A 25,073-nucleotide genomic window follows, 5' to 3' on the forward strand; every position below is an offset into this window, starting at 1 on the left:
GATTATTTATGGCAAATGAATATTTCTTAAGAATGGGAGATGGTGAAAGGATCTCCATGACCAGGGAGCAGATCATTGCAGACCTCCAGGAAGGTACTGCAGATGCAGCAGACCTTGGTAACATTCCTGAACTTTCCGGGGATGAAATCGACAAGCTCGCAGATATCATTATGGATCCCAACCGTATAGTCAGTGTCGAACCAGGTATGGAAATCCCGGTTACCCATGACATTGGAACTCTGAGGATCGATGGTGACCAGGGTAACAGTGGTGTAGGAATTCCATCCAGCCGTCTTGTTGGCTGTATGATGCACGAGAGAGGTTTTGGTGCTGACACAATGGAACTGGGTCATATCGACTACAGTTTCAAACCAGTCAAACCGGTTATTGCCCAGGAACAGCAGGCAATGGAAGTCTGCCAGGAAAACATGACGATTCCACTTCTCTACGGCGCAATGCCAAATCTTGGTCTCTATTACACCCCAGATGGTCCATTCGAAAACCCTGGTGACCTCCTGAAGGCTTTCAAGATCAACGAAGCCCGTGAATCCATCGAGCATGCAGGTGACCATGCAACCCGTGACATGACCTGGATCATGCAGCACCTGCAGAAAGTAGGCTGTGACGGTGTCAACTTCGATACCATCGGTGCAGCAGGAGATGGTGACTTTTATGCTTCCCTTTATTCTATCAAGGCACTGCGGGAAGAATTCCCTAACATCTACATTGAAGCAGGTATGGCCGGAGAATGTACTCTTGGTATGCACGGTGAACTTGAGTTTGAAGGTAAGGCTCTTGCAGGTCTATGGCCACACGAGCAGGCACCCCTTGCAGAAGAAGCAGGTGCAAACGTGTTCGGTCCGGTCTGTAACACCAACACCAGCAAGTCCTCCGCATGGAACCTTGCCCGTGCAGTAACCTTCACCAAAGCTACGGTTGAAACTTCAAACATTCCCTGTCATGTTGATATGGGTATGGGTGTCGGTGGTATCCCGATGTTTGAGACTCCACCTATCGATGCAGTAACCCGTGCCAGCAAGGCAATGGTTGAGATTGCCGGTGTCGATGGTATATAGATCGGAGTTGGCGACCCAATCGGTATGCCAATCTCACACATCATGGCTTCCGGTCTTACAGGTATGCGTGCAGCAGGTGACCTTGTTGCCAGGATGCAGTTCTCCAAGAACATGCGCATAAATGAAGCCAAGGATTATGTTGCCAAGAAACTTGGTGTACAGGCACTTGACCTGAGTGATGAATATGTCATGCGGGATATCCGTGAAGAACTTGATATTGGTGTACTTACATCCGTGCCAGGATGTGCCAAAGGTATAGCATCCAAGATGAATATTGAGAAACTTCTCGATATTGATATCAACTGCTGCGATAAATTCAGGGATATCACTGGATAAATAAAAAGACCGGGAGTTTCCCGGTTTTAATTTATTATCTCTATAATACATTTCAATAAAAAGGAGCGTGGTGTTTCTTATGAGCGAAGAAAAAGGTGATGCAGGAGTTGATCTGCATCATGCGGAACAATGTAGTAAAGTCGTGTGCGATGCCAGTGAACTGGAACGTACTATTGACTGGAAACAGGGACTTGCCATCGCACTTGGTGTCCCGCTGTTGATACTGCCTTCTCTGGGATATTTTCCTCTTTGGGTATCATCAGCTGCAATAATAGTTTGGGGTCTTTCTGTATTCCAGGGCTTTATGCAAAATCTTGCCTATGGTGAACTTGCAACAGCTTTTCCCCATGCATCGGGTCTTCCCGGATTTGCACAAAATGTGTTTAAAACAAAAGATTACACGGGAAAATTCGATAAAAGTAAATTGATAGGTGGTTTCAGTGCCTGGAGTTACTGGTTTGCATGGAATCCTGTACTTGCGATATATGCCATCCTTGTCGGTAGCTATGCGTACAATCTCTTCCCCATACTTGCAGAAACATTTACTGAATACCAGCTTTCTCTGGTTGCGGGAATAGTAATATTCGGTGGGCTTATCCTTGTAAATTACCGTGGTCTTGAGGGTGGTGCACTTGCAGGTTACATATTAGCAGCCCTTTCACTGTTGCCTCTTATTGTCATTACTCTGGCACCCTTTGCAACCGGTGATGTGGTAATGTCTAATATTACAAGTCAGTGGCTTCCGGCAGATTGGGCATGGGATGCTCACCATATATTGATACTTCTTGGTCTCTTTGCAATGGCCCAGTGGAGTGCCTGTGCCTGGGAAACAGCGGCTGTCTATGGCCCTGAATACAAGAATCCGGGATCTGACATACCAAAAGCTCTGTTTGTCTGTGGTGTAGTATGTTTCTTCTCTTTCGTACTTGTACAGGCAGCAGTAATTGGTGTACTTGGTGTTGAGGGCACAATAGCCGAGCCGATCTCTCCAATGATCCCTGTGGCACAGGCTGCCTTTGGGTCTGCGGGAGCAATAGTTGCGATTGTCATGCTGATTGCGGCAATGGTACTAATCATTCAGACTGCTTATCTTGGTTCTGCCAGGGCAATGCACTCAATGGCTACTGAAGGAAATCTGCCAAAAGTTTTTGGTAAACTAAATTCCTCCGGTACCCCCATTGTGGCAATGGTAGTAATCGGTATTTTCAACTTGTTGTTGATATCCATGGGTACACCTACTGCAATCCTTGCAGCATCTGCTATTGGTTACACATGTGCAAACGGTATCAGTCTATTTGCCTATGTAAAAGCCAAATTGAACCCTGAAATGGCCGCACTAGACAGGCCTTTCAAGGCACCAACAGGCTGGAAGAACATTGCATTGCTATTTGGTCTATTCAACATCCCCCTATGTCTTGTGGGTGTAGTCTATCTTAACAGTCTTGAAGTCGGATGGACTTCAACCTGGGTAGGATTCATAGTACTGGCAATTTATCTGCCACTTTGGTTCTACTCCAGGAATGAGGCATATAAGGAAAAGGAAACAATCAGTGCTGTCAGCCTTGTTTCAAATATCTCCTCCAGTAAAAAGAAGTGAATGGGATTTGTCGAAAGCATTTCCGGGTTTCTCCTAACCGGAAATGCTCACTCCTATATTTTCTAGCTGTCTAAAATCCCATTCTTTTAATTTTTTGTTTGTTTTTATACACTATTTTTTATTTTATTCCTTCTGCAAAAATACATATATATTCCATATAGTTTTCACTTTGCATTCATACCAAAACTGAATCAGAGCGAAAAACATGCCAGACATTGAGGATATGATTATCGGGCTACTTCTCACAAGTTTCACCGTTGCACTTGGCCTATATCTTGTAACATCCGGCTCGGAACTTTATATTCCACAGATGGAAGAGGTCATGATGGGAACGGTTCTTGTTTTTGTAGCAACCGGTTATAACAATTTCCTGCGAAATCCCTGATATAAAGACAAAAACTCTATATCATAACTGATCTTTTTCTACCCATGGATTCTAATTACCCTGTACCTGAACTTGTAGTAGGTGTAAGGGATGAAGGTACCCTTTATGCATGTTCACAGTATGCAGATGCTGTATATTTTTCCGTAGATCGGCTGAGCCTGCGTTCTCGCGCAAAGACGATTACTGTGGATAATCTTTCAGGCTTTGTAAAATCGGTACGAAAAAAAGGGTTGAAAGCCTATCTTGTTGTCAATTCTGTCATATATCCTGAAGACGCTTTTGATTTATCGGCTATCCTCAACGTTGCTAAAAAAGCAAAAGTGGATGCAATCGTAGCCTGGGATCCTGCTGTGATATTACAGGCATCTTCTATGGGACTTGATATACATATTTCCACACAGGCCAATGTTTCCAATGCAAATACGGCAGAATTTTATGGTTCTCTGGGTGCAAGCCGCATTATTCTATCGCGCGAGCTAAGTCTTGATCAAATAAAACAAATCAGACAGAATACTGATATTGAACTGGAGGTTTTCGTTCACGGGGCTATGTGTCAGGCGATTTCCGGTAGATGCTATCTTTCGGCATATCTTCTGGGTAAATCCGGTAACTGTGGTCAATGTACCCAGCCGTGTAGATGGGAATGGACACTCAATGCGGATGACGGGTCACAGGTGCAGGTGGGTGGAAAATACCTGCTAAGTGCCAGGGACCTGTGCATGATTGAACATATTCCCCAACTTGTGGAAGCCGGGATAGATGCCTTCAAGATTGAAGGACGATTACGTGACTCAAGATACATTTCTACTGTATCCCGATGTTACTCAGAGGCTCTGGAGGCCTGCAGAAGCGGGGAATTTGAAAGCAACAGGGTACCTGAATGGAATCAACAGCTTTGTGCTGTTTATAACAGAGGTTTTTCTACAGGTTTCTATTTCGGCATTCCTTCCCGGGAAGGTTTCATTGTGGAAAAAGACATGAATGTTTCGCAAACCCACAAAGAACTTGTAGGTGAGGTTGTAAATTATTATAAGAATCAGAGTGCTGCATATGTGAAGCTTACTGATTCTGGCCTTAATATAGGTGATATGATTCTGATTGAAGGGGAAAATACCCATCTTGAACAGCATGTATCTTCCATGCAGGTGACAGGTAATACTATTAAATCAGCTGAAAAAGGTATGGATGTGGGGCTTGCGGTAGATGGCAGGGTCAGGCCCAATGATAAGGTATTCAGGATAGCAGATCCTGATACATCCGGGAATGAGTGAAATGGATCAATTCATGAAAGAAGCAATAAATGAAGCCATGGCCAGCCGCGATAAAGGTGGCATCCCCATAGGCTCTGTACTTGTGAAGAATGGAAAAATTATCGGAAGAGGGCATAATCTCAGGGTTCAGGACGACGATCCACTTGCACATGCGGAAATTTCCTGTATGAGGGATGCGGGCAGAATTGGAAGTTATGCGGATACAGTGTTGTATTCCACCCTTATGCCCTGCTACCTGTGTGCCGGTGCTGTGGTGCAGTTTGGTATTAAAAAAGTGGTTGCCGGGGAGTCAGAAACCTTTGAAGGAGCACAGGATTTCCTGCGTAGCAAAGGAGTTGAGGTGGTTGACCTGGATATATCTGAATGTAAAATGTTGATGAAGGAATTTATTCTGGAATATCCTGAGCTCTGGAATGAGGATATAGGGAAAAGTGCGCCATACTAACAAATATATAAATATATGCTAACTATATTGTAGCGTCTCCTGTGGTCTTAATTTTGCAGGAAATTTGTTTTTAAGGGGATGAAGGTTCAATGCCAGCACCAATTGCGGAAGAACTTGCAAAAAAACAACAGTCAATAAGTGTAGCCGAATTTTTCGAAAAGAACAGACAGATACTGGGTTTTGATTCGGCCCCCCGAAGTCTTATTACTACTATAAAGGAAGCGGTGGATAACTCTCTGGATGCCTGTGAGGAATCAGGGATACTACCTGATATTATGCTTCATATCAAACGTTCGGGTAAAAGTGGGGTCGTTGTGATTATTGAGGACAATGGTCCGGGTATTGTGAAAGATCAGATTCCGCGGGTTTTTGCCAAACTGCTTTACGGTTCCCGCTTTCATGCTCTCAAACAGAGCAGGGGTCAGCAGGGTATCGGTATCTCTGCAGCGGTCCTCTATTCCCAGCTGACAGCAGGCCATGCTACCAGGATTATTTCAAAGATAGGCTCCCAGTCCCCGGCTCACTATTATGAACTGATGATCAATACCCGTACCAATGATCCCGAGATATTGAAAGATGAAATAACCGAATGGGATCGTCCCCATGGAACCCGGGTGGAGATGGAAATGGAGGCTACCTATGTAAAGGGGCGCCGCCAATCGGTAGAGGAATATCTCAAGGCCACAGCCATTGTAAATCCCCATGCCCGCATAAAACTCATTGACCCTGAAGGTGATGAGAGGATATTTGAAAGGGCCACTGATAAAATACCCGAACCTGCAAGCGAGATCCTGCCGCATCCCCATGGCATTGAACTGGGTACGCTCATGAAGATGTTGCGTTATACCGGCAGACAGAGACTTGCTCCATTTCTGAGATATTCCTTTTCCAAGATAGGGTTACTCACAGCAGAGGAAATCTGCAATGCTGCCGGGCTTGATGAGGATATGGACCCGCACACCATTGAAAGGGAAGGTGCAAAACGTCTTCTGGAAGCTTTCCAGAAAGTAAAAATCATGTCTCCTCCTACGGATTGTCTGTCTCCTATCGGGGAAGAGTTGATTTACAAAGGTCTGGAGAAAGAGTTCAATGTGGACTTTATTGCAACTACCACACGTACTCCCTCAGTGTATTCCGGTAATCCTTTTGTCGTGGAAGTTGGGATTGCTTACGGAGGCAACCTGCAAAAGGATGACAGGGTCAATATAATGAGGTTTGCCAATCGGGTTCCTCTTCTGTATCAGCAGGGAGGCTGTGTGACCACACATGGCGTGGAAGCTATCAAATGGAAACAATACGGTCTTAACCAGCCGGGTGGGGGGCTGCCTATCGGTCCTTTGGTATTGCTCATACATGTGGCCTCCACAAATGTACCTTTTACATCTGAATCCAAGGACGCTATTGCGGACATCCCCGAAATCCAGGATGAGGTGGAACTGGCTCTCAAAGAAGTAGGAAGGAAACTAAATCGCTTCCTTAAAAAGAAAGGTTCCCTTAAAAAACGCAAGGAAAAGGAAGTTATCATTAACAAGGTATTGCCCAGGATGGCGGAAAAACTGGCAGAAACCCTTGATAAGGAAGTACCGGATATCAATCCTGTTGTTGCCAGGGTAATGGGCAACCTGCTTGTTGACAGGCAATTCGATGATGGTAATGCCAATGTATCCCTCAGGACAAAGAATTTTGGGAGCAAGAAAATAGAATTCAAATTACATGAGATGTTGCCTTTCCAGATCGAGGCAACCCCGTCACCCAAAGTGGTCAGTATGGGCAATGATTATGATTACATATGGAAAATTGTTCTCAGGCCAGGTGAGGCTTTTGCCGTGAATTACCGGTTACCTGACCCATCGGATCTGGATTCTATAAAAGAGCCACCTATTGTTGAAGGGGTTGAGGAAGAGATTGTTACAGGTGCCAGAGCGATAAAGGGGGTTGTATAATGGCTAAGAATGAACACCGTAAGGAGCATGACAGGCTTGCAGAGCAAAGGTTAACGGGTCTTGCATCGGAGTTGTATTCGCATTTTGTGGATGGAAAGATTCCTTATGTGAATATGCCCAGCAGAACCAAGAACAATATTGAATTTAATGAAAATAGTGATGTATGGGTGTATGGCGGCCGGGAGAGTGAAAGAAGTGCCAAGACCGTCAAAGGTGCATTCCAGTTATTGAAAACCTCTCATGTGCTTGATTTTCTTTTAAAGAACCATATCGGGAATAACCGTGGTTCAACTTTGAGGGAATTATACTATATTTCCGAGAACTGGGATATTGCCAAGTTCAAGGAACAACCCGAAAGTGATCGTCTGGTTGAGGACCTTGAGATTATTTCCAGTCTCCAGAGGGAATATTTCCACATGCGTCCCGAAGAAGACGGTGCTACACTTTTTGGTCCCCTGCAGCTGCGGGAAGAGACCAAGCGAGGGGACCGTGATATCCATTGCCAGGAGGATGTGGGTGAAAGTGGTTATCAGATCCCTTTCAATGTGGAGAATATCGATTTCATAGATCATGATGCCAAATTTATAATAGCGATTGAGACCGGTGGTATGTATGCCCGTTTGATTGAGAATGGTTTTGATGAACTAAATGATGCTATACTTGTACATCTCAAAGGCCAGCCCGCTCGCTCGACCCGGCGTATGATCAAGCGTATGAATGAGGAGCTGGGTATTCCAGTTGTGGTTTTTACTGACGGTGACCCCTGGTCCTATCGTATCTATGCTTCAGTTGCATACGGTGCCATCAAGAGTGCCCACCTTTCCGAGTTCATGGCAACTCCTGCAGCCAAGTTTGTCGGAGTGCAGCCTTCGGATATCGTGGAGTATGAATTGTCCACCGATAAATTGACCGATAAGGATGTCGATGCCCTGCGCAGTGAACTTACAGACCCGAGATTTGAAACCGATTACTGGAAAGAACAGATTAACCTGCAGCTTGATATTGGGAAAAAGGCAGAACAGCAGGCCTTTGCGGGCAAGGGTCTGGACTTTGTCACAAAGACATACCTGCCCGACAGGCTTTCAGATATGGGTATAATTTAAAGAAAATCATTCAAAGAATTTTGTGCGTTGCAGCAGTTCGTCAACACTCTTTTTTGTATGGAGGCCTTCCAGCATCCTGTCCCTGTCAATCCACATATCAGCCGCACTCTGAAGGCCGCTTGTTTTATGGGGGACATAATTAATGCCTTCATCAGGTGTGGCCAGACGGTCGGGAAATCCCATTTCCCCTATCTTCCATTCTTTCACGGACACCTGTGCCTCTGTTTTTGTTTGCTCGGTTTTCTCTTCTGACATGGCATCCCTTTTTGCATTTCCCTCAATATATAACTTACCTGGGTTTGCATCAGTAAACTTAATATTCCTCACTTCCCATTAGCGCAAAGGAGTTATTGCAAGTGACGCTGGTTCTTGGCATAGAGGGCACCGCATGGAATCTGAGTGCGGCTGTTGTTAATGAAGATGAAGTTGTCTGTGAGGTGACGCATACATATAAACCGGCAACTGGGGGCATTCATCCTAGAGAAGCGGCTCAACATCATGCCCGGTTTGCTTCCTGGGTGATGTCCAATCTTTTCGACGAACTGGCAGATAAAAGCATAAGTCCCAATGATATTGATGCAATCTCTTTTTCACAGGGTCCGGGTCTGGGTGCCTGTTTGAGGACCGTGGCAACTGCTGCCAGGGCTCTTTCCCTCTCCCTTGAAATTCCTCTGGTGGGGGTGAACCACTGCGTAGCCCATGTGGAGATTGGTAGGTGGAAAACACCTGCAAAGGACCCTGTGGTTCTCTATGCAAGTGGTGCAAATACCCAGGTACTGGCCTACAGGCGAGGAAAATACCGCGTATTCGGGGAGACTCTGGATATTGGTGTAGGAAATGCCCTTGACAAATTTGCCCGCAGCGCAGGCCTGTCCCATCCGGGTGGGCCGCAGATTGAGAGGTATGCAAAGGATTCGGTGAATTACGTAAACCTGCCCTATGTGGTAAAGGGTATGGATTTCTCTTTTTCCGGGCTTTCAACTGCAGCCACAGATGCCCTGCAAAAACATACGCTGGAGGATGTTTGTTATTCTCTGCAGGAGAATGCTTTTGCAATGCTTGTGGAGGTGACCGAGCGGGCACTGGCACATACAGGTAAGACTGAGGTGTTGCTTGGTGGTGGTGTCGGTGCGAACATGCGCCTGCGGGAGATGCTTGATATCATGTGTGATGACCGTGGTGCATCTTTTTATGTTCCTGAAAAACGTTTCATGGGAGATAATGGTGCTATGATCGCCTGGCTCGGTCTTCTTATGTATAAGGCAGGCGATACAATAGGGGTCGAAGATTCTCATGTAAATCCCAATTATCGTCCTGACATGGTGGATGTGACATGGCTGAAGGAGTAAATGAAATGGTCAGGGATGGTGCAGAGGCAAAGGTCATCCGGAAGAATAACCGTCTGGTCAAGAGTCGTATCCCCAAACGCTATCGTGTGCGGGAATTGGATGAGCGGATACGCAGGGAGCGCACCCGTGCAGAGGCCCGTCTGATATCACAAGCCCGCAGGGCCGGGGTGGCGACACCTGTTATCTATGATATTTATAATTCCACCATTGAGATGGACTACATTGAGGGTAAGCCATTAAAATATGTCATCTCTGAAGATTTGTGTGAAAAACTCGGGGAACTCGTGGGCAGGCTCCATGCTGCAGGTATAATTCACGGAGACCTTACGACCTCGAATATCATCTGGGATGGAAGCAGGATGTGGCTTATCGATTTCGGGCTTGCTTTCAGTGCAGAGGACCTCGAATCCCGTGGTGTAGATGTTCATGTGCTCTTCCAGACCCTTCAAAGTTCCCATCCCAACCATGAGGCACTCATAGATGCCTTCTGCAGGGGTTATTATCGCACTCTTGAATCTGCGAAAGATGTACTGGAGAGGGTTGTTGAAATTGAATCGAGGGGAAGATACTCCTGAGTAATCTTTATCATACATTTTTGTTCTTGTACAGTCATATATAATCTATTAATAGCCCATAGTGTGATACCATGCACAAAATCGTATTCGTTACCGGTAACAGCGGCAAGTTCAGGGAAATCAAGGCAATCCTGGGACAGAGGGGGATTGAGGTCCTCCAGAACACTGATGGTTATCCTGAGTTGCAGGAGGATGATCTGGAACCAATCGCAGCCGAGGGTGCCCGCTGGGCCTGTGAAAAACTGGGAATGCCCGTGATGGTTGACGATTCCGGACTTTTCATTGATGCCCTGAATGGTTTTCCTGGCCCCTATTCTGCCTTTGTGGAAGATAAGCTTGGCAATCCCAAAGTCCTGAAATTAATGGAGGATGAAGAAAATCGCAGTGCTTATTTCAAATCCGTTATTGGCTACTGTGAGCCGGGTAAAGAACCCCTGACGTTTACCGGTACTGTTGAAGGCAACATCGCCTATGAGGAAAAAGGAGAAGGCGGTTTTGGCTATGATCCTATCTTTCTGTATGGTGCCCGGACATTTGGTGAGATGGGAGATGAGGAAAAGAATAAAGTATCCCACAGAAAGCGTGCTGTGGACAGGTTTGTGGAATGGGTTGACTCAAATTTATGATTGGAGAAGTATTGCTCGTGCCGGTGCCCCGTCACACCCTTTTATTTTTAGTGGCAGACAGACAAATCCATAATAACCCGGCTCAACCTTTTTAAGGTCCAGATTCTCAATAATATTGATTCCTTTTCCAAGCAAAATCCTGTGGTTATCCAGTCCTTCCCCGGAATCCATCGACTCAGAATCGATACCCACAGTCAGGAATCCTTTTTTTACAATCCATTCTGCAGCATCCGGGAGTATCTTTGCAAATTTTTGGTCTGATGATTCAGTTTTCAGCAATATGATTTCACTGCTTTTGTCTTTGAAGGAAAAAGTTTTTTCCATTTCATCATTTCCAATTTCGGTTTTCCCGGAATGATCGATCAGATAAGCCCTGCCCACAAGAGAGGCTAATTCCAATTCATCCACTGTGCGCCCACTCTCAAATATGTGAGCAGGAGCATCGATATGGGTTGCAGTGTGACTTCCCATTTCGAGTTTTGAGACACTGTATCCACAGGATTCGATGGAAGCAACTCTCTCGACAGTAACTTTTGGATCCCCCGGATAAACCCTGGTTTCAGGACCGATGGATTGTGTAATATCAATAATTTCCTATGTCATTTCAGATAAAAATCCTTGAATTTTCCAGCACCTGCTCTGCTTCATCCTTTTCAAGACCTGCTCCCATTGCCACTTTCAATGCAGTACTTGTTGTTATCAGGTCTGAAGGATGGTGAGAATCGGTATCCACTACCATTGTCGCACCGCTGAGTTTTGCGATTTTGGCAACATGGCCATTGGTGCGGTTATGTCCGCCTCTTGCGGTAATTTCCAGGCATACATTGTTATCCGCTGCAATTTTAGCTTCTTCTTTAGTGATAAATCCGGGATGTGCCAGGATATCTACATTCGGACATTGTGCAGCTGCACGGTTTGTGCCGGGCAAAACTGGTTCTACCGGACTTTCCCCGTGTACAACAACAATTTCGGCCCCCAGTTCTCTTGCAAGTTTTGCAAGGGATGCTATTTTTTCAGGGGGGACATGTGTTATCTCAATTCCGGGAAGCACCTTTATGTCCATTAGCTCTTCCAGGTATTTTGCCTTGGTAACACAGTTGAGGATGTGTTCTACATTGGTGAAATCGGCATGGTCTGTTAGGCCGATTGCCTCATATCCGAAGGTTTTTGCCCTGCGGACCTGCTCACTTGGAATAAGTTCTCCGTCGCTGAATATTGTATGTGTATGCAGATCTATCATGATAATTCCTGTTGTGTTTTGTACAAAGTATTTATTGTTTGCATTGATAATATCTTCTGTGATAGATGTCCATATTTTTATATCATATGCATGGAATGGATATCTAAATAATTCTTCATGTTGGAGATAATGAATGATGAATAATAAGTCAGGGATTCGCAGGTTGGTTCTGGATGTTCTGAAGCCACATAATCCTTCCATAGTTGAACTTGCAGGTGTGTTGGGTGATTTGGAAGGAGTTGATGGTGTCAATCTTAGTCTTTATGAAATGGATCAGAAAACCGAAAATGTAAAAATCACCCTGGAAGGGCTTGATCTTGACTATGAACTTATCCGTCAGGAAATAGAGAATATGGGTGCCGTGGTCCATAGCGTAGATGAGATTGCAGCCGGTAAAAAAATCATCGAAGAAGTGGAGACTCACCAGGATAGGTGATTCTCATTTTTCTTCTTCAGGACTCTCAAGTCTCTGTATAACATCTGCAAAAGCAAAATTGGGTTTTACATCTCTTACCTTTATGCGCACTTTTTCTCCTTTTTCAGTGTCACAGATGAATACTACAAACCCTTCCACAAAAGCAGTACCGTCGCCGCCGGATCCTATTCTTTCGATAACAACATCATATTCCTCCCCTCTCCTGATTGGTGCGGTAAGGAATTTTTTGCCTACGACGTATATTTCGGCACTTTCTGACCTTGAAGCCTCTGGTGAATGGGCCCGGACATAGGTAAATTCACCTCTTACTTTATCCAGGTATTCCTTGAACATATCTCCCTGGAATACTTTTACAACAAAATTTCCCTGGGGTTTAAGGATGCGGGTTGCACATTCAAGTGCTGATTCGGCCAAAGCGATGGAGCGTGCATGATCCAGGTTCCAGTTTCCGGAAAGATTGGGTGCAGCGTCACAGATAACAGTATCAGCTCCTTCTTCTCCTACTGCTTCCTTGATCTGATTTGCAGTCTCTTCCCGGGTAATATCGCCACGAATAATGGTTATTCTGTCCATTGGCTTGATGCGCAATATGTCTACACCGACAACTTTCCTTTTCGTCAGTTCTCTTGCGACTTCAAGCCACCCACCCGGAGCGGCTCCGAGATCTACAACATCACTGTCTTCCCTGATAACGTTAAATTTCTTGTTAATCTGCTGGAGTTTGTAAGCTGCCCTTGAGCGATAACCTTCGGCTTTTGCACGCCAGTAATATGTATCTCTTCTATGCCTTGCCATTGGATTGCTTCCTTCATTATATAAGTATAAAAGGTTATGCCTCTTTAAGTTCCTCTATCCGCGCACTCAATGAGAATATATTTTCTTCTATCTCAGTGAGTGCATCAGGGACCCATGTGTCAAAATCGTAGTAAATATTCACAAGGTCCATGTATTTTTGCTCCAGCTCCTGTATGTATTCAGGTTCTGCAGGGATCTGCACTTCATTGATCAGGTTCTCCAGATGTGTGGCCCTCATCTTCAATCTTCTTTTAAAGCGTGTTGCTACTTTTCCCATGTCAAGTTCTTTTTTTTCGTAACCAAGCAAATCGAGTGCATCACTCAGTTCCTGTGGGTATTCAGGAAACGCATCTGGCCCCAGAATAAAATATTCTGCCCCGTCTGTGTTTTCCACTCCTATTATTTCTTCACAGGTTACGGTTTCCAGAAAATGTCTGGAGCAGGCCTTTTCGCACATCTTGAGTATATCTTCTTCTGTAGGAGGTTCATCGTCCCTTGAATAGGTGATTTCCTGGGCAGTGCAGGTAATCTCGTGTACCGTGGCTGCTCCCAGTACATCAATTATCCCGGAAAGTTCTTCAATTGAAATCATGATTATTTCTGTATCATTTTATGGCTTAATAATGTCATGCCCGTGACGTTCAAGTGGTTGTCAGGCTATTTTTAAATAATTGGATGGTTTACACTCTTCCATAACACAGGCGAAAATCATGCATTCTACACTATGGATCAAAGGAACTAAAAGTAAATCCCTTGAGGGTAAGACCGTTGTGCTGGCAGTTACTGGTAGTATTGCAGCCGTAAGGGTTGTGAAACTGGCACGTGAATTAATACGCAACGGTGCAAATGTCTATGCTGTGATGAGTGAAGCGGCCACGCGTATTCTCCATCCTGATGCATTACATTATGCTACCGGTCATGAAGTGATTACGGATATAACCGGAGGAGTGGAGCATGTGGGAATGTGCGGTATGCAGGGTATGGCAGACCTCTTATTGATAGCTCCGGCAACGGCGAATACTATTAGCAAAATCGCAATGGGAATTGATGATACGCCTGTAACGACTTTCGCAACCACTGCTATAGGTAGCGGGATGCCCACAATAGTTGTACCTGCAATGCATCAGTCCATGTATGACCATCCTGCGGTGCATTCCAATCTCGAAAAGCTTGGAAGTTATGACATCAGTTTAGTTGGCCCCCGTGTAGAGGAAGGGATTGCCAAGATAGCTTCAAATGATGATATTGTCCTGGCAGTTGAGCGGCAACTTATGGGGAAAAAACTTGCAGGCAAGAAAATAGTGCTGACATCCGGTGCAACTGCCGAAGCCATTGATCCTATCCGTATACTCACAAACCGGGCTTCCGGCAAAACCGGTCAGGAATTGGCCAGGGAAGCCTTCCGGCGGGGCGGGGATGTTACAATAATCCACAGGAATGAACTGGATGTGGATGGTATAAATGAGGTTTATGCAGAAAGTGCAGCCAGTATGCTGGATAGTTGCATGGAAGAAATAGGCAGGGGTTGTGATGTATTCATAAGTTCGGCTGCGATTTCGGATTATACACTTGATTCTTCAAGATCCAAAATAAAATCAGGTCAGAACCTCATTCTTGAAATGTATCCCACTGAAAAGATATTGCCACAGGTACGAGGCAATCATCCCGGTATAGTGATTGTGGGTTTTAAAGCTGAAACCGATGTTGGTGAAAAAGAGCTTGTGGGAAGTGCGACCCGTATGCTTGAAAAATACGGTCTTGACATGGTTGTTGCCAATGATGTGGGGGCAGGGGGAATGGGCACCTCTGATAATTCCGTATATATCCTTCAGGACGGGTCTTCAGCATCTCATTATAGTGGTTCCAAACGTCACCTCGCATCTGTAATAATGGACCGTCTTGAGCAAATCCTGTTGTGAGGGTTTCTATGGATCCAAAACAAAAATGTGTAACATGCTTTGCTCCTGGACATATAACGGGTTTTTTCACAATCCATGAAAACGATGACCCGGCCTTGAAGGGCACTACGGGTTGTGGTGTAGTTCTTAACAGAGGGGTCACTGCAAAAGTAGGTGTGGGGCCCGATATTACAGAGACAGAGATATTCCTGAGTGGTTCAAGGAAACAAGCACCTGTAACTTCTCATCTGGTTGCCTCTCTCACCTGTGAACCTGTAAGGATAGAATCTCATGCTGATATCCCCGTAGGCTGTGGCTTTGGTGCTTCCGGTGCAGGTGCACTGGCAACTTCCTATTGCTTAAATGATCTTTTCTCATTGGGCCTGACTCAAAATGAACTCGTGGAAGCTGCTCATATTGCCGAAGTTGTAGGGGGAGGTGGACTGGGCGATGTGGAAGCCCAGGCACACGGCGGGATTGTCATCAGGAAAAGACCGGCTCCGATTACAAAAGGAGGCCTGCTGGATCGTATCGTTTCTTCCTCTTTTAGTGTACACTGTGTGGCTCTGGGTAAATTGTCTACAAAAACAACCCTTGACGATTCATCTATGACTGGAAAGATCAATATTGCTGGCAAAACCGCAATGAATAACTTGCTACAGAATCCGACAATTGAAGAATTTATGCGCCAATCCCGCAGTTTTAGTTTTGAACTGGGTCTTTTGAGCAAGGGGGCAAAAGACATTATCGAGGCTGTGGAAAATGTTGGTGGATTTGCTTCACAGGCTATGCTTGGAGATGCGGTTTTTGCTATTGCTGGCCCGGAGTGTACCGATGCTGTCATCAGGGATACGATAAGTGAATTCGGTACAGTATTTAGCAGTACAATTGCAGGTACTTATTGACATCTCTGCAAATTCTATCTTTTTCTTTCATATTGACATAAGAATTATTGCAAAAAGGGCGGATATCACTCCTAACCACTGTCTGGGGGCAAGTTTTTCTTTTAGTATAAAATATGCAAGCAATACCGTGATACCCGGGCTTAATGAGGATAGAATTGTGGTAATATCCAGTCTGCCTGCTTCTGAAGCCAGGGTAAAGAATGTACCTCCTCCGGTATTGAAAAGTCCTGCAAGAACAATTACAGGCAGTACGTCAATGGAAGGGGGTTTCACTTTTACTGATCCTGTCAGTGTGACAAAACCTACAAACATCAATAAGGCTGTTCCTCTGGCAAAGGCCAGTGGCCAGAATATGGCAGTTTCACTGAAATTATCTATGGATATAAAAAAGAGTCCAAAGCCCATTCCCGCTAGAAAAGGATACTTCAGGTCATTTATTTTGATTTTTGGCCCGCTGTCCATACTGACAATAAGCCACACTGCTATAAAAGCGAAAATGAATCCTGCAATTCGCAGGATTTCCGGAAACCCTTCATAAAATGCAGAGTAAATTACCGGGACAATGGCCGATATCACTGCAGCCACCGGGGCAACTATACCCATTTTTCCTTCAACCAATCCCTGATAAAGGGCTAACAATCCGGATGTTCCAAAAAAACCTGCCAGACATCCCCATACCAATTTACTTAATGGGGGCAGATTCTCTGAGAAAACAAATGCAAGTATGGGAAAAAGTACAACTTCCACAATCTGGGTTACCAGAACTACTGAATATACGTTAGTGCGCCTTGAAGCACAACCACCGGTGAAATCCCCCGCCCCCCAGGAAACGGCAGATGCAAGGCCAAAAAAGATTGCCATAAGTTCAACAGGGATCATTTTGGATTCTCCGGTTCATTTGTGGATTCACATTGGCTGATTGGTGTATGTGGTGTTAAATCTGCGCTTTAGTCGATAGATTGAAGTAGTCTTCAGGTGAGATTATTCATAAAATTAGCTGCAGATAACCACGTCTGAATCTCATATCTGGATTTCCTTGCAGGATTGCAATTTGATATTTTGTATCCGGAGGCATTTAATGACAGGCATCACACTAAAACAAAGATTTTTAGATTCCCTTGCAGGAAAGGATGTTGACAGGGTACCGGTCTGTTCGGTTACCCAGACAGGTACAATTGAACTGATGGAAGCCACGGGCAGCCATTGGCCGGAGGCACATTATGATGCTGAAAAAATGGCTGCACTGGCTATAGGTGGGTATGAGGTGGCCGGTCTGGAAGCCGTACGTTATCCTTTTGACGGTACGGCCATAGCCCAGACCCTGGGATGCACAATAAAGGAAGGAACTTTTGATTCACAGCCATCTGTTCTTGACAATCCCTGTAGCAATAAGGAGGATGTAGGGAAATTCAATCTCCCTGATAATTTCCTGGAAAGCGAACGCATATCCACCATACTGGATGCCACGAAAATTATCCGGGAAAGGGTTGGGGAAGACATTCCTGTTGTTGCAGGCATGCTTGGTCCTGCTGCGATTGCTATCTCTCTTGTGGGTGCAAAGAATTACCTTATGTGGTCCCTCACGGAGCCGGAAATTATGCGTGAACTGCTCGGTATGGGTGTAGAAGTATGTGTGAAATATTCAAATGCCCTTTTCGAAAGGGGTGCGGATGCAATCTGTATGCCGGATTCCGAAGCAGGACCTGATTTGCTACCTCCAGATATCTTTGAATCCCTGGTTCTTCCGGAATATGGCAAAATCTGTGCCGGCACTGATGGGCCAATGATATTGCATATGTGCGGAGATGCCACTGCAATCCTTGAACCTATGGCTTGTTCCGGATTTGAAGGATTGAGTATTGAAGAAAAAGTGGATGCCAAATATGCCAAAAGGATAATTGGGGACAGGGCTTGTTTAATAGGCAACGTCTCGCCTGTAGATATCCTCCTTTCGACTCCTGCGGAAGAAGTGAAAAGACAGGCTAAGATGTGTCTTGAAGACGGTGTGGATATTCTTGCCCCGGGTTGTGGACTTGCACCATATACTTCGCTTGAGAACCTGAAAGCCTTCGTGGAAGCAAGGGACGAGTACTATAAGGGTTTAAATCCCGAGTTATAAGAAGGTGCAAATACCTGTTTTTCTTTTGAAGCAACAATTAATTGGTCGATTTATATTTGTTCTGATTATTGAGGTGTAAAAAATTGACTGGCATTCCCCGAACACATCCTCGTTATCATTCCCTGATTGCAAGGGAAAATATTGTTGAAGGTGTGAATAAAGGTATTACGAGTATGCAGGGTCTTGTGGCTCAGGGCAGAGGTGAATGTTTTGACTACCTGCTTGGTGAAAGGACTGTTCCTTCGGCTTTACTTGCAGAAAAGATAGCTTCTGCACTGCTTCTCCTGGCAGATAGACCGGTCATTTCGGTAAATGGCAATACATCGGCCCTTGTCCCTGAAAAAATGGTTGAGCTTGCATCTGTCACAGGAGCATCCCTTGAAGTCAATCTCTTTCACCGTACCGAGGAGAGAGTTTCTCGTATAATCTCTCATCTGGAATCCTTTGGTGCGACCCGTGTGCTTGGGGTACGAGGGGATGGCAGGCTTGATCTTGAACATGCCCGGGCTATTGTGGACCAGGAAGGAATCTACAGTGCAGATGTGGTTCTTGTTCCCCTGGAGGACGGGGATAGATGCCAGAAATTGGTGGAGATGGGTAAAACTGTTATTGCAATCGATTTGAATCCATTTTCACGCACATCAAAGACAGCCACCCTTACGATTGTGGACAACGTGAGCCGTGCGATGGTAAATCTAATCAGTTATTCCCGGCAGTTTGGAAACTGTAGTCATGAAGAGCTTGAGGAAATTGCAGGGGATTTTGATAACGCTACATTTCTCAGAGAAGCTGTTGGAGAACTAATGGAGAATCTTAAGAATCAGTGAAGGTGATCATTTATGGATATTATTGAAATTACAAGAGATTATGTGTCAGATGTACTCTCCGATGAACCCGGTAGCCATGATATGGGTCACGTGGAGCGGGTCGAATCCCTTTGCATGTATATAGGGGAAAAGGAAGGGGGAAATCCTGATGTATTGAGGCTTGCTGCCCTATTGCATGATGTGGGTGTTGTTCGCGAACATGAGGAAGGCGGTGATCATGCATTGTATGGTGCTGAAATCGCAGGTTCTTATCTGGCTGACAAAGAAGTTGATGAAAAGACCATTGAACATATTGTATCCTGCATACGTACTCACAGATTCAGCCGGGGTATGGTTCCCGAATCAATCGAAGGGCAAATTTTACAGGATGCGGATAGGATTGATGCCCTGGGTGCGGTAGGTATTTTCAGGTCACTGGTTTCAATGGGGGCTTTGCGAGGCTTAAAACATGCCAATGGTAATGTGAAGGAAAGTTCCATGAATGCCTATGCACAAAATCCTTTTGAAGGTTTTGAAGAATATATGGAAAGGAAGCCTTTTAAGATAATGGATCGTCTGAACACACATACTTCCAGGGATATTGCAACAGAGAGGCTGAAAATTATGGAAACTTTCCTTGAACAGCTCAAAAAGGAAGTTTATTGATATTGGAGGGGTTTTATGGTTGATATTTTGATCAAGAACGGTCACGTCCTTACTATGGATCCTGATTCAGGAGATCTCAAAAAAGGGGAGGTTGCCATTGAAAATGGCAGGATTGTCTATGTGGGGCTCTCTTATAATGGCAAGGCAGACAAAATAATAGATGCAAGCGGTTCGGTGGTCATGCCCGGTCTGGTAAATACCCATAATCATGCAGGAATGACACTTTTAAGGGGTTATGCCGATGATCTGCCCCTTGCAGAATGGCTTGAGGATTATATCTGGCCTGTGGAAGAAAAATTGGGGCCGGAAGAAATCTATGCAGGGGTTAGGCTGGCATGCCTGGAGATGATAAAATCCGGAACAACCACCTTTGCTGACATGTATATTCATGAGCAGGCAGCTGCTCGTGCAGTTGAGGATTGTGGTATGCGTGCAGCCCTTTCCTATGGTATGATTGATTTTGGAGATCCTCAAAGGGCAGCATCTTCCCTGTTAAAAGGCAGGAATTTTGTAAAGGATTTCAATGGTGCAGCCAATGGGCGCATATCTGCTATGTATGGTCCACATGCCCCTCATACCTGCTCTCAGCAATTCCTGCGGGATGTGCGTAAGCAGGCTCGCAAGGATGGTGTAAAAGTTCATATCCATGTGCTTGAAACCGAAGCTGAACTGAACCAGATGAAAGAGAAGTATGGCAAGTGTTCGGTCAACATGCTTCATGACATTGGTTTTTTTGACAGTGATGTACTTGCTGCTCATTGTATCTGGCTTTCAGAGGGAGATATGGACATTTTGGCTGAAATGGGAGTTCATGTGAGTCATGATCCAGTGAGTAATATGAAAATGGCAGCAGGGATCGCACCGGTGCCAAAGCTGCTTGAAAAGGGTGTGAATGTATCCCTGAGTACGGATGGATGTGCTTCAAACAATAATCTTGATATGTTCGGGGTAATGAAAATGGCCGCCCTTCTTCATAAAGTTGACAGTATGGACCTAACTGTCATTGATGCCCGGAAAGTGCTTGAGATGGCCACTGTAAACGGGGCAAAGGCACTTGGAATTGAGGCCGGTATGATCAAGGAAGGCTACTATGCCGATTTGATTGTTGTGGATATGAAACGTCCGCATCTCACTCCATTGTATGATATCGATTCGCATCTTGTATATTCGGCTCTTGGTAGTGATGTCACAACAGTGTTGGTGGATGGAAAAGTGCTCATGGAAAACGGTCAGGTTCTATGTATGAATGAATATGAGATAATGGTGGAAGCTTCTAAAGCTGCGAAAAAGACTGACAGTCAGCATCTGATTGATGTTCTGGGTTTGCAGGATTATTCAGATGATCAGTAATTTTATCCACTATATAACTTTTAATATTGAACGTCTGTGGCTACAATCAGGTGGCTCTCTTTCAATACCTACTCGCAATATTTGGCTAGAGATCCATAAAAACAGATTCTATTTATTATTTTTGAAGTGAAATATATATCTGCTTTCTTATATTCTGTAAAAATAATTTAAAAACCTTCAATTTGGAAACACATATATAGTATGGCGTAGTATGTGATGTCAATCAATTACGATTAAAATTATGGTGGAATTATTATGTTCGTGGTAAACAATGATTTCCATTGATCCTCGAACTTCCCACTATATTATGCTATAGGGATGTTACAGTGTGGAATTATCCATTCTTGACATTTGATTGCGAATTCAAATCTAAATGTATGTCCGTTCATCCGGGCCTTTAACGTATCCGTTCAATCGGACCCTTAGTGTATCCGTTCAATCGGACCTTTAAGATAAAACAGGAGTGTGAAAATGAGCAAACTCAAATATGACCACGTATTTACTTCAGAAGCAGTCGGGGCAGGGCATCCAGATAAGATATGTGATCAGGTGTCTGATGCAGTTCTGGATGCATGTCTGGAAGTTGATCCTGACAGTCGTGTGGCATGTGAAACACTTGTAGCCCATGACCTTGTGGTAAATGCAGGTGAAATTACCTGTAAAGGTATGGAACAGATTGATACAGAGAGTATAGCACGTGAAGTTGTTCGTGATATAGGGTATGATCATAAGGACCTTCTTTTCTGGGACAAATCCTTTGAATACATCTCAAAAATCCACGAACAATCCCCTGATATTTCTATGGGAGTTACCGAGGGCACTGGGTTATATGAAGAACAGGGTGCAGGGGACCAGGGTATGATGTTTGGTTATGCTACCAATGAAACAGATGAATATATGCCTGCTCCAATTGCATTTAGCCACAGGTTACTCCGGTATCTGGATTCTATCCGTAAGGAAGGTAGGGTGTCCTACTTAAGACCGGATGCCAAATCACAGGTTTCAGTGAAATATGTAAATGGAAAACCAGACCACATAACAGCTGTAGTTATATCACAGCAGACTGACGACATCCCACTTGAAACAATTCGTAATGACATGGTAGGATTTATCAATGAAGTCCTTGAGCCAACCGGCATGTTGAGGTCAGACACCGAGTATTACATAAACCCAACCGGTGCATTCGTCCTGGGAGGTCCCTATGCGGATGCAGGGGTTACCGGACGTAAGATCATCGTGGACACCTATGGAGGAGTAGGCAGCCATGGAGGAGGAGCTTTCTCGGGTAAGGATCCGTCCAAAGTTGATCGTTCAGCAGCATACTATGCAAGATATGTCGCCAAAAACATAGTTGCAGCAGGTCTTGCTGATAAATGTGAAATCCAGGTAGCCTATGCCATTGGGGTCGCAAAGCCTCTCAGTATCAATGTTGATACCTATGGTACAGGTGTAGTAGAAGACCAGGAAATCCAGGATGTACTGGAATCCGGTGAAATATTTGATTTCAGACCGGCAGCCCTGATAGAAGATCTGAATTTATTGCATCCTAAAGGTTGGTCATACAGGCAGGCATCTTCTTATGGTCATTTTGGCAGGAATATATTCCCCTGGGAACAACTTGACAAGGTGGATAGCCTCAAAGGAAAATTCAATCTCAACGTAGTGAAATGATTTTTGTCTAAATCACAATAGTCGCTGTTTAGATCGAGACTATGGATTTAGAAGTATATTTGGAATATTAGCATTGCTTAGAAGATGATTAATTACTGGTGAAAATATGGTTACAAATAATGATTATAAAGTTAAGGATATTGGACTTGCTGACTTGGGTCGCAAGCAGTTAAATATAGCGGAACAGGAAATGCCGGGGCTTATGGCCACACGTGAAAAGTACGGGCCTATGAAACCACTCAAAGGAGCACGTATAAGTGGCAGTCTTCACATGACTGTCCAAACAGCAGTTCTTATTGAAACACTGGTTGAACTCGGTGCAGATGTGCGCTGGGCATCATGTAATATATTCTCGACCCAGGATGAAGCAGCAGCCGCAATAGCAGAAGCTGGTGTACCGGTTTTTGCATGGAAAGGTGAAACACTTGATGATTACTGGTGGTGCACCAAACAGGCATTGACCTGGCCGGATGGTAAAGGCCCCAATCTCATTGTGGATGATGGTGGGGATGCAACCCTGATGATGCATCGTGGCTATGCAGCAGAAGATGATCCTTCCATCCTTGATGAACCTACAGACAACAAGGAACTTATAGCCCAGAATGAAGTGCTCAAAAAATCCCTGAAGGAGGACCCTCAATTCTGGCATAAGGCAGTTGCTGATTGGAAGGGTGTGTCCGAGGAAACAACCACCGGTGTGCACAGGTTGTATCACTGGGAAAGGAAGGGAGAACTTCTTGCACCTGCTATAAATGTCAATGATTCTGTAACCAAAAGTAAATTCGATAATGTTTACGGATGCAGGGAATCTCTTGTGGATGCCATTAAACGTGGTACTGATGTGATGATTGCAGGTAAGGTCGCAGTAGTCTGTGGCTATGGTGATGTCGGTAAAGGCTCAGCAGCAGCACTTGCCAATCACAAAGCAAGAGTGATTATTACAGAAACCGATCCAATCTGCGCACTGCAGGCATTGATGGAAGGATACTCTGTTATGACTGTTGAGGATGCACTACCCTACGGGGATATTTACGTGACCACAACAGGAAACTGTGATGTCCTCACAACCGAACACATGTCTAACATGAAAGACCAGGCAATCGTCTGTAATATAGGCCATTTTGATAATGAGATTCAGGTTGATGCACTTAACAAGATGGATAATGTGAAAAAGGTCAACATCAAGCCACAGGTAGATGAATACCAGTTCCCGGATGGGCATTCTATATATGTGCTGGCAGAAGGCAGGCTTGTCAATCTGGGTCTTGCAACAGGTCACCCGAGTTTTGTCATGTCCAACAGTTTCACAAACCAGACACTTGCACAGATCGATCTCTGGGAGACCCCAAAGGAAGTGGGTGTTTATCGATTGTCAAAAGTGCTGGATGAAGAGGTCGCAAGGTTGCACCTTGAAAAACTGGGTGCTAAATTGACCAAGATGTCACAGGAACAGGCTGAATACATCGGTTTCCCTGTTGAAGGGCCGTACAAACCAGAACACTACCGGTACTAAATAATTAAGTTATGGATGTTTTGATGAGGGCTGCCAGGGTGGGAGTCCTTATTTTATTTCACTTAATTCATTCTGTATTCATGAATGCATGAGCCAGGCGAATAGCAACAATCGACTGTATTTGTAAATATACTACATAAATAACAATAGGAGGATCTACATGAACCAATATGAAAAACAGGATTTTGGAGAGAATCCAATAGAAGTAAGGGAATCTGACCATTATGAGGAAGAGTATGTTCCTGGATTTGTTGATAAATGGGACGAACTCATCGATTGGGAAAGCCGTGCCAAGAGCGAAGGGGACACTATCATAAACATCCTGAAAGAAAGGGGTGTTAAGAAAGTACTCGATGTGGCAACAGGCACCGGTTTTAACTCTGTTCGTTTACTTGAGGCAGGTTTTGATGTCGTAAGTGCAGATGGCAGTGCAGAAATGCTTGTCAAGGCCTTTGATAATGCCCGTGATCATGGGTATTTGATGAGGACCGTTCAGGCTGATTGGAGATGGATGAATAAAGATATCCATGACAAATTCGATGCTGTTATATGTCTGGGTAATTCATTTACACACCTTTTCGATGAAGACGACCGCAGAAAAGCTCTGGCTGAGTTTTATACGCTGTTGAAACATGATGGTGTATTGCTTCTTGACCAGCGTAACTATGATGCCATACTGGATGATGGTTATTCCAGTAAACATGCCCATTATTACTGTGGTGATACTGTATCAGTCTATCCGGAACATGTTGATGAAGGGCTTGCCCGCTTCAAATATGAATTCTCGGATGGTTCTGTCTACAATCTCAATATGTTCCCCTTGAGAAAAGATTACACCAGGCAACTTCTGCATGAAGTTGGTTTCCAGAAAATAAACACCTTAGGGGATTTCCAAGAGACCTACAAAGAGGATGAGCCTGATTTCTTCCTCCATGTTGCAGAAAAAAATTAAAAAATATGGGAAGATG

Annotated in this window: 25 protein-coding genes and 1 pseudogene; 20 read left to right on the forward strand and 6 right to left on the reverse strand. The window is 44.6% G+C overall.

All coding sequences use genetic code 11. The features are described 5' to 3' along the window. Window positions 1–8: 8 nt before the first annotated feature. The 7 genes and pseudogenes from mtbB (at window position 9) to CI957_RS06715 (ending at window position 8,156) form a co-directional block, all read left to right on the forward strand. Window positions 9–1,412, forward strand: a pseudogene (mtbB, locus tag CI957_RS06685) ([dimethylamine--corrinoid protein] Co-methyltransferase). Between the two features lie 79 nt (window positions 1,413–1,491). Continuing rightward, window positions 1,492–3,009, forward strand: coding sequence for an APC family permease (locus tag CI957_RS06690; RefSeq protein ID WP_128754522.1), 1,518 nt, complete (start codon window positions 1,492–1,494; stop codon window positions 3,007–3,009). Between the two features lie 205 nt (window positions 3,010–3,214). Then, window positions 3,215–3,394 (forward strand): hypothetical protein, encoded by a 180-nt coding sequence (locus CI957_RS06695; RefSeq protein WP_096712965.1) that lies wholly within the window; start codon window positions 3,215–3,217, stop codon window positions 3,392–3,394. A 44-nt stretch (window positions 3,395–3,438) separates the two neighbouring features. Next, window positions 3,439–4,665, forward strand: coding sequence for a peptidase U32 family protein (locus tag CI957_RS06700; protein WP_128754523.1), 1,227 nt, complete (start codon window positions 3,439–3,441; stop codon window positions 4,663–4,665). Then, on the forward strand, window positions 4,658–5,110 hold the full coding sequence (locus tag CI957_RS06705; RefSeq protein WP_241645982.1) for a nucleoside deaminase: 453 nt from the start codon (window positions 4,658–4,660) through the stop codon (window positions 5,108–5,110). Before CI957_RS06700 ends, CI957_RS06705 begins: the two co-directional genes overlap by 8 nt. Window positions 5,111–5,199: 89 nt before the next feature. After that, window positions 5,200–7,053: a DNA topoisomerase VI subunit B gene (locus CI957_RS06710; RefSeq protein WP_128754524.1), complete on the forward strand. Its 1,854-nt coding sequence runs from the start codon at window positions 5,200–5,202 to the stop codon at window positions 7,051–7,053. Then, window positions 7,053–8,156 carry a DNA topoisomerase IV subunit A gene (locus tag CI957_RS06715; protein WP_096712962.1) on the forward strand — a complete coding sequence of 368 codons (1,104 nt, stop codon included), beginning with the start codon at window positions 7,053–7,055 and terminating at the stop codon, window positions 8,154–8,156. Before CI957_RS06710 ends, CI957_RS06715 begins: the two co-directional genes overlap by 1 nt. A gap of 6 nt (window positions 8,157–8,162) precedes the next feature. Here the strand turns inward: CI957_RS06715 and CI957_RS06720 are convergent, their stop codons facing one another. Beyond that, on the reverse strand, window positions 8,163–8,411 hold the full coding sequence (locus tag CI957_RS06720) for a hypothetical protein (RefSeq protein WP_128754525.1): 249 nt from the start codon (window positions 8,409–8,411) through the stop codon (window positions 8,163–8,165). Window positions 8,412–8,512: 101 nt separating this feature from the next. Here CI957_RS06720 and CI957_RS06725 point away from each other — a divergent pair, with 101 nt between their 5' ends. From CI957_RS06725 to CI957_RS06735, 3 genes are all read left to right on the forward strand, one after another. Next, window positions 8,513–9,505, forward strand: a complete 993-nt coding sequence (locus tag CI957_RS06725; protein ID WP_096712960.1) for a bifunctional N(6)-L-threonylcarbamoyladenine synthase/serine/threonine protein kinase — start codon at window positions 8,513–8,515, stop codon at window positions 9,503–9,505. After that, window positions 9,490–10,080: a Kae1-associated kinase Bud32 gene (locus CI957_RS06730; protein ID WP_241645985.1), complete on the forward strand. Its 591-nt coding sequence runs from the start codon at window positions 9,490–9,492 to the stop codon at window positions 10,078–10,080. The genes CI957_RS06725 and CI957_RS06730 overlap by 16 nt, the downstream gene beginning before the upstream one ends. A 71-nt stretch (window positions 10,081–10,151) precedes the next feature. Next, window positions 10,152–10,706 (forward strand): XTP/dITP diphosphatase, encoded by a 555-nt coding sequence (locus CI957_RS06735; RefSeq protein ID WP_128754526.1) that lies wholly within the window; start codon window positions 10,152–10,154, stop codon window positions 10,704–10,706. Here the strand turns inward: CI957_RS06735 and CI957_RS06740 are convergent. Continuing rightward, a complete protein-coding gene (locus CI957_RS06740) occupies window positions 10,701–11,297 on the reverse strand; it encodes a cyclase family protein (protein WP_096712958.1) in 597 nt (198 codons plus the stop codon). The two genes, CI957_RS06735 and CI957_RS06740, sit on opposite strands and share 6 nt — an antisense overlap. A gap of 13 nt (window positions 11,298–11,310) precedes the next feature. Continuing rightward, complete coding sequence (locus tag CI957_RS06745) at window positions 11,311–11,946, reverse strand: histidinol phosphate phosphatase domain-containing protein (RefSeq protein WP_128754527.1); 636 nt, start codon at window positions 11,944–11,946, stop codon at window positions 11,311–11,313. 133 nt (window positions 11,947–12,079) lie between these two features. On the opposite strand from CI957_RS06745, the gene CI957_RS06750 reads away from it, so the two are divergent. Beyond that, window positions 12,080–12,382 (forward strand): DUF211 domain-containing protein, encoded by a 303-nt coding sequence (locus tag CI957_RS06750; RefSeq protein WP_096712956.1) that lies wholly within the window; start codon window positions 12,080–12,082, stop codon window positions 12,380–12,382. Between the two features lie 3 nt (window positions 12,383–12,385). Here the strand turns inward: CI957_RS06750 and CI957_RS06755 are convergent, their stop codons facing one another. Both CI957_RS06755 and CI957_RS06760 read right to left on the reverse strand, forming a co-directional pair. Then, the gene (locus CI957_RS06755) at window positions 12,386–13,177 is read right to left on the reverse strand and encodes a 23S rRNA (uridine(2552)-2'-O)-methyltransferase (RefSeq protein WP_096712955.1); all 792 of its coding nucleotides are present in this window, start codon (window positions 13,175–13,177) and stop codon (window positions 12,386–12,388) included. A 34-nt stretch (window positions 13,178–13,211) separates the two neighbouring features. Next, on the reverse strand, window positions 13,212–13,769 hold the full coding sequence (locus CI957_RS06760) for a hypothetical protein (protein WP_128754528.1): 558 nt from the start codon (window positions 13,767–13,769) through the stop codon (window positions 13,212–13,214). A gap of 118 nt (window positions 13,770–13,887) precedes the next feature. Between CI957_RS06760 and coaBC the strand changes: the two genes are divergently transcribed. Both coaBC and CI957_RS06770 read left to right on the forward strand, forming a co-directional pair. After that, window positions 13,888–15,096 (forward strand): bifunctional phosphopantothenoylcysteine decarboxylase/phosphopantothenate--cysteine ligase CoaBC, encoded by a 1,209-nt coding sequence (gene coaBC, locus CI957_RS06765; RefSeq protein ID WP_128754529.1) that lies wholly within the window; start codon window positions 13,888–13,890, stop codon window positions 15,094–15,096. An 8-nt stretch (window positions 15,097–15,104) separates the two neighbouring features. Further along, window positions 15,105–15,980: a pantoate kinase gene (locus CI957_RS06770; RefSeq protein WP_128754530.1), complete on the forward strand. Its 876-nt coding sequence runs from the start codon at window positions 15,105–15,107 to the stop codon at window positions 15,978–15,980. A 27-nt stretch (window positions 15,981–16,007) separates the two neighbouring features. Here the strand turns inward: CI957_RS06770 and CI957_RS06775 are convergent, their stop codons facing one another. Beyond that, window positions 16,008–16,859: a DMT family transporter gene (locus CI957_RS06775; RefSeq protein WP_128754531.1), complete on the reverse strand. Its 852-nt coding sequence runs from the start codon at window positions 16,857–16,859 to the stop codon at window positions 16,008–16,010. A gap of 199 nt (window positions 16,860–17,058) precedes the next feature. Between CI957_RS06775 and mtaA the strand changes: the two genes are divergently transcribed. The 7 genes from mtaA to CI957_RS06810 all read left to right on the forward strand — a co-directional run bounded on the left by mtaA (window position 17,059) and on the right by CI957_RS06810 (window position 25,057). Then, entirely contained in the window at window positions 17,059–18,099 is a 1,041-nt protein-coding gene (mtaA, locus tag CI957_RS06780) for a methylcobamide:CoM methyltransferase MtaA (protein WP_096712949.1), read from the forward strand. Between the two features lie 83 nt (window positions 18,100–18,182). After that, on the forward strand, window positions 18,183–18,926 hold the full coding sequence (locus CI957_RS06785; RefSeq protein WP_096712948.1) for a 4-phosphopantoate--beta-alanine ligase: 744 nt from the start codon (window positions 18,183–18,185) through the stop codon (window positions 18,924–18,926). 12 nt (window positions 18,927–18,938) lie between these two features. Then, entirely contained in the window at window positions 18,939–19,571 is a 633-nt protein-coding gene (locus CI957_RS06790; protein WP_096712947.1) for an HD domain-containing protein, read from the forward strand. 15 nt (window positions 19,572–19,586) lie between these two features. Then, the gene (locus CI957_RS06795; protein ID WP_096712946.1) at window positions 19,587–20,921 is read left to right on the forward strand and encodes an amidohydrolase family protein; all 1,335 of its coding nucleotides are present in this window, start codon (window positions 19,587–19,589) and stop codon (window positions 20,919–20,921) included. A gap of 471 nt (window positions 20,922–21,392) precedes the next feature. Continuing rightward, complete coding sequence (metK, locus tag CI957_RS06800) at window positions 21,393–22,592, forward strand: methionine adenosyltransferase (RefSeq protein WP_128754532.1); 1,200 nt, start codon at window positions 21,393–21,395, stop codon at window positions 22,590–22,592. A 106-nt stretch (window positions 22,593–22,698) separates the two neighbouring features. Further along, window positions 22,699–24,105 (forward strand): adenosylhomocysteinase, encoded by a 1,407-nt coding sequence (gene ahcY / locus CI957_RS06805; protein ID WP_128754533.1) that lies wholly within the window; start codon window positions 22,699–22,701, stop codon window positions 24,103–24,105. A 160-nt stretch (window positions 24,106–24,265) separates the two neighbouring features. Continuing rightward, window positions 24,266–25,057: a class I SAM-dependent methyltransferase gene (locus CI957_RS06810; RefSeq protein ID WP_096712943.1), complete on the forward strand. Its 792-nt coding sequence runs from the start codon at window positions 24,266–24,268 to the stop codon at window positions 25,055–25,057. Window positions 25,058–25,073: the final 16 nt, after the last annotated feature.

The organism is Methanohalophilus sp. WG1-DM (assembly GCF_004104135.1).
Taxonomy (GTDB): Archaea; Halobacteriota; Methanosarcinia; order Methanosarcinales; family Methanosarcinaceae; genus Methanohalophilus; species Methanohalophilus euhalobius.

Excerpts from the sequence above, each read along its gene's own strand:
- CI957_RS06690 (WP_128754522.1), top strand. The coding sequence starts at position 1,492 with ATGAGCGAAGAAAAAGGTGATGCAGGAGTTGATCTGCATCATGCGGAA.
- CI957_RS06695 (WP_096712965.1), top strand. The coding sequence starts at position 3,215 with ATGCCAGACATTGAGGATATGATTATCGGGCTACTTCTCACAAGTTTC.
- CI957_RS06700 (WP_128754523.1), top strand. The coding sequence starts at position 3,439 with ATGGATTCTAATTACCCTGTACCTGAACTTGTAGTAGGTGTAAGGGAT.
- CI957_RS06705 (WP_241645982.1), top strand. The coding sequence starts at position 4,658 with ATGAGTGAAATGGATCAATTCATGAAAGAAGCAATAAATGAAGCCATG.
- CI957_RS06710 (WP_128754524.1), top strand. The coding sequence starts at position 5,200 with ATGCCAGCACCAATTGCGGAAGAACTTGCAAAAAAACAACAGTCAATA.
- CI957_RS06715 (WP_096712962.1), top strand. The coding sequence starts at position 7,053 with ATGGCTAAGAATGAACACCGTAAGGAGCATGACAGGCTTGCAGAGCAA.
- CI957_RS06720 (WP_128754525.1), bottom strand. The coding sequence starts at position 8,411 with ATGTCAGAAGAGAAAACCGAGCAAACAAAAACAGAGGCACAGGTGTCC.
- CI957_RS06730 (WP_241645985.1), top strand. The coding sequence starts at position 9,490 with ATGGCTGAAGGAGTAAATGAAATGGTCAGGGATGGTGCAGAGGCAAAG.
- CI957_RS06735 (WP_128754526.1), top strand. The coding sequence starts at position 10,152 with ATGCACAAAATCGTATTCGTTACCGGTAACAGCGGCAAGTTCAGGGAA.
- CI957_RS06745 (WP_128754527.1), bottom strand. The coding sequence starts at position 11,946 with ATGATAGATCTGCATACACATACAATATTCAGCGACGGAGAACTTATT.
- CI957_RS06750 (WP_096712956.1), top strand. The coding sequence starts at position 12,080 with ATGATGAATAATAAGTCAGGGATTCGCAGGTTGGTTCTGGATGTTCTG.
- CI957_RS06755 (WP_096712955.1), bottom strand. The coding sequence starts at position 13,177 with ATGGCAAGGCATAGAAGAGATACATATTACTGGCGTGCAAAAGCCGAA.
- CI957_RS06760 (WP_128754528.1), bottom strand. The coding sequence starts at position 13,769 with ATGATTTCAATTGAAGAACTTTCCGGGATAATTGATGTACTGGGAGCA.
- coaBC (WP_128754529.1), top strand. The coding sequence starts at position 13,888 with ATGCATTCTACACTATGGATCAAAGGAACTAAAAGTAAATCCCTTGAG.
- CI957_RS06770 (WP_128754530.1), top strand. The coding sequence starts at position 15,105 with ATGGATCCAAAACAAAAATGTGTAACATGCTTTGCTCCTGGACATATA.
- CI957_RS06775 (WP_128754531.1), bottom strand. The coding sequence starts at position 16,859 with ATGATCCCTGTTGAACTTATGGCAATCTTTTTTGGCCTTGCATCTGCC.
- mtaA (WP_096712949.1), top strand. The coding sequence starts at position 17,059 with ATGACAGGCATCACACTAAAACAAAGATTTTTAGATTCCCTTGCAGGA.
- CI957_RS06790 (WP_096712947.1), top strand. The coding sequence starts at position 18,939 with ATGGATATTATTGAAATTACAAGAGATTATGTGTCAGATGTACTCTCC.
- CI957_RS06795 (WP_096712946.1), top strand. The coding sequence starts at position 19,587 with ATGGTTGATATTTTGATCAAGAACGGTCACGTCCTTACTATGGATCCT.
- metK (WP_128754532.1), top strand. The coding sequence starts at position 21,393 with ATGAGCAAACTCAAATATGACCACGTATTTACTTCAGAAGCAGTCGGG.
- ahcY (WP_128754533.1), top strand. The coding sequence starts at position 22,699 with ATGGTTACAAATAATGATTATAAAGTTAAGGATATTGGACTTGCTGAC.
- CI957_RS06810 (WP_096712943.1), top strand. The coding sequence starts at position 24,266 with ATGAACCAATATGAAAAACAGGATTTTGGAGAGAATCCAATAGAAGTA.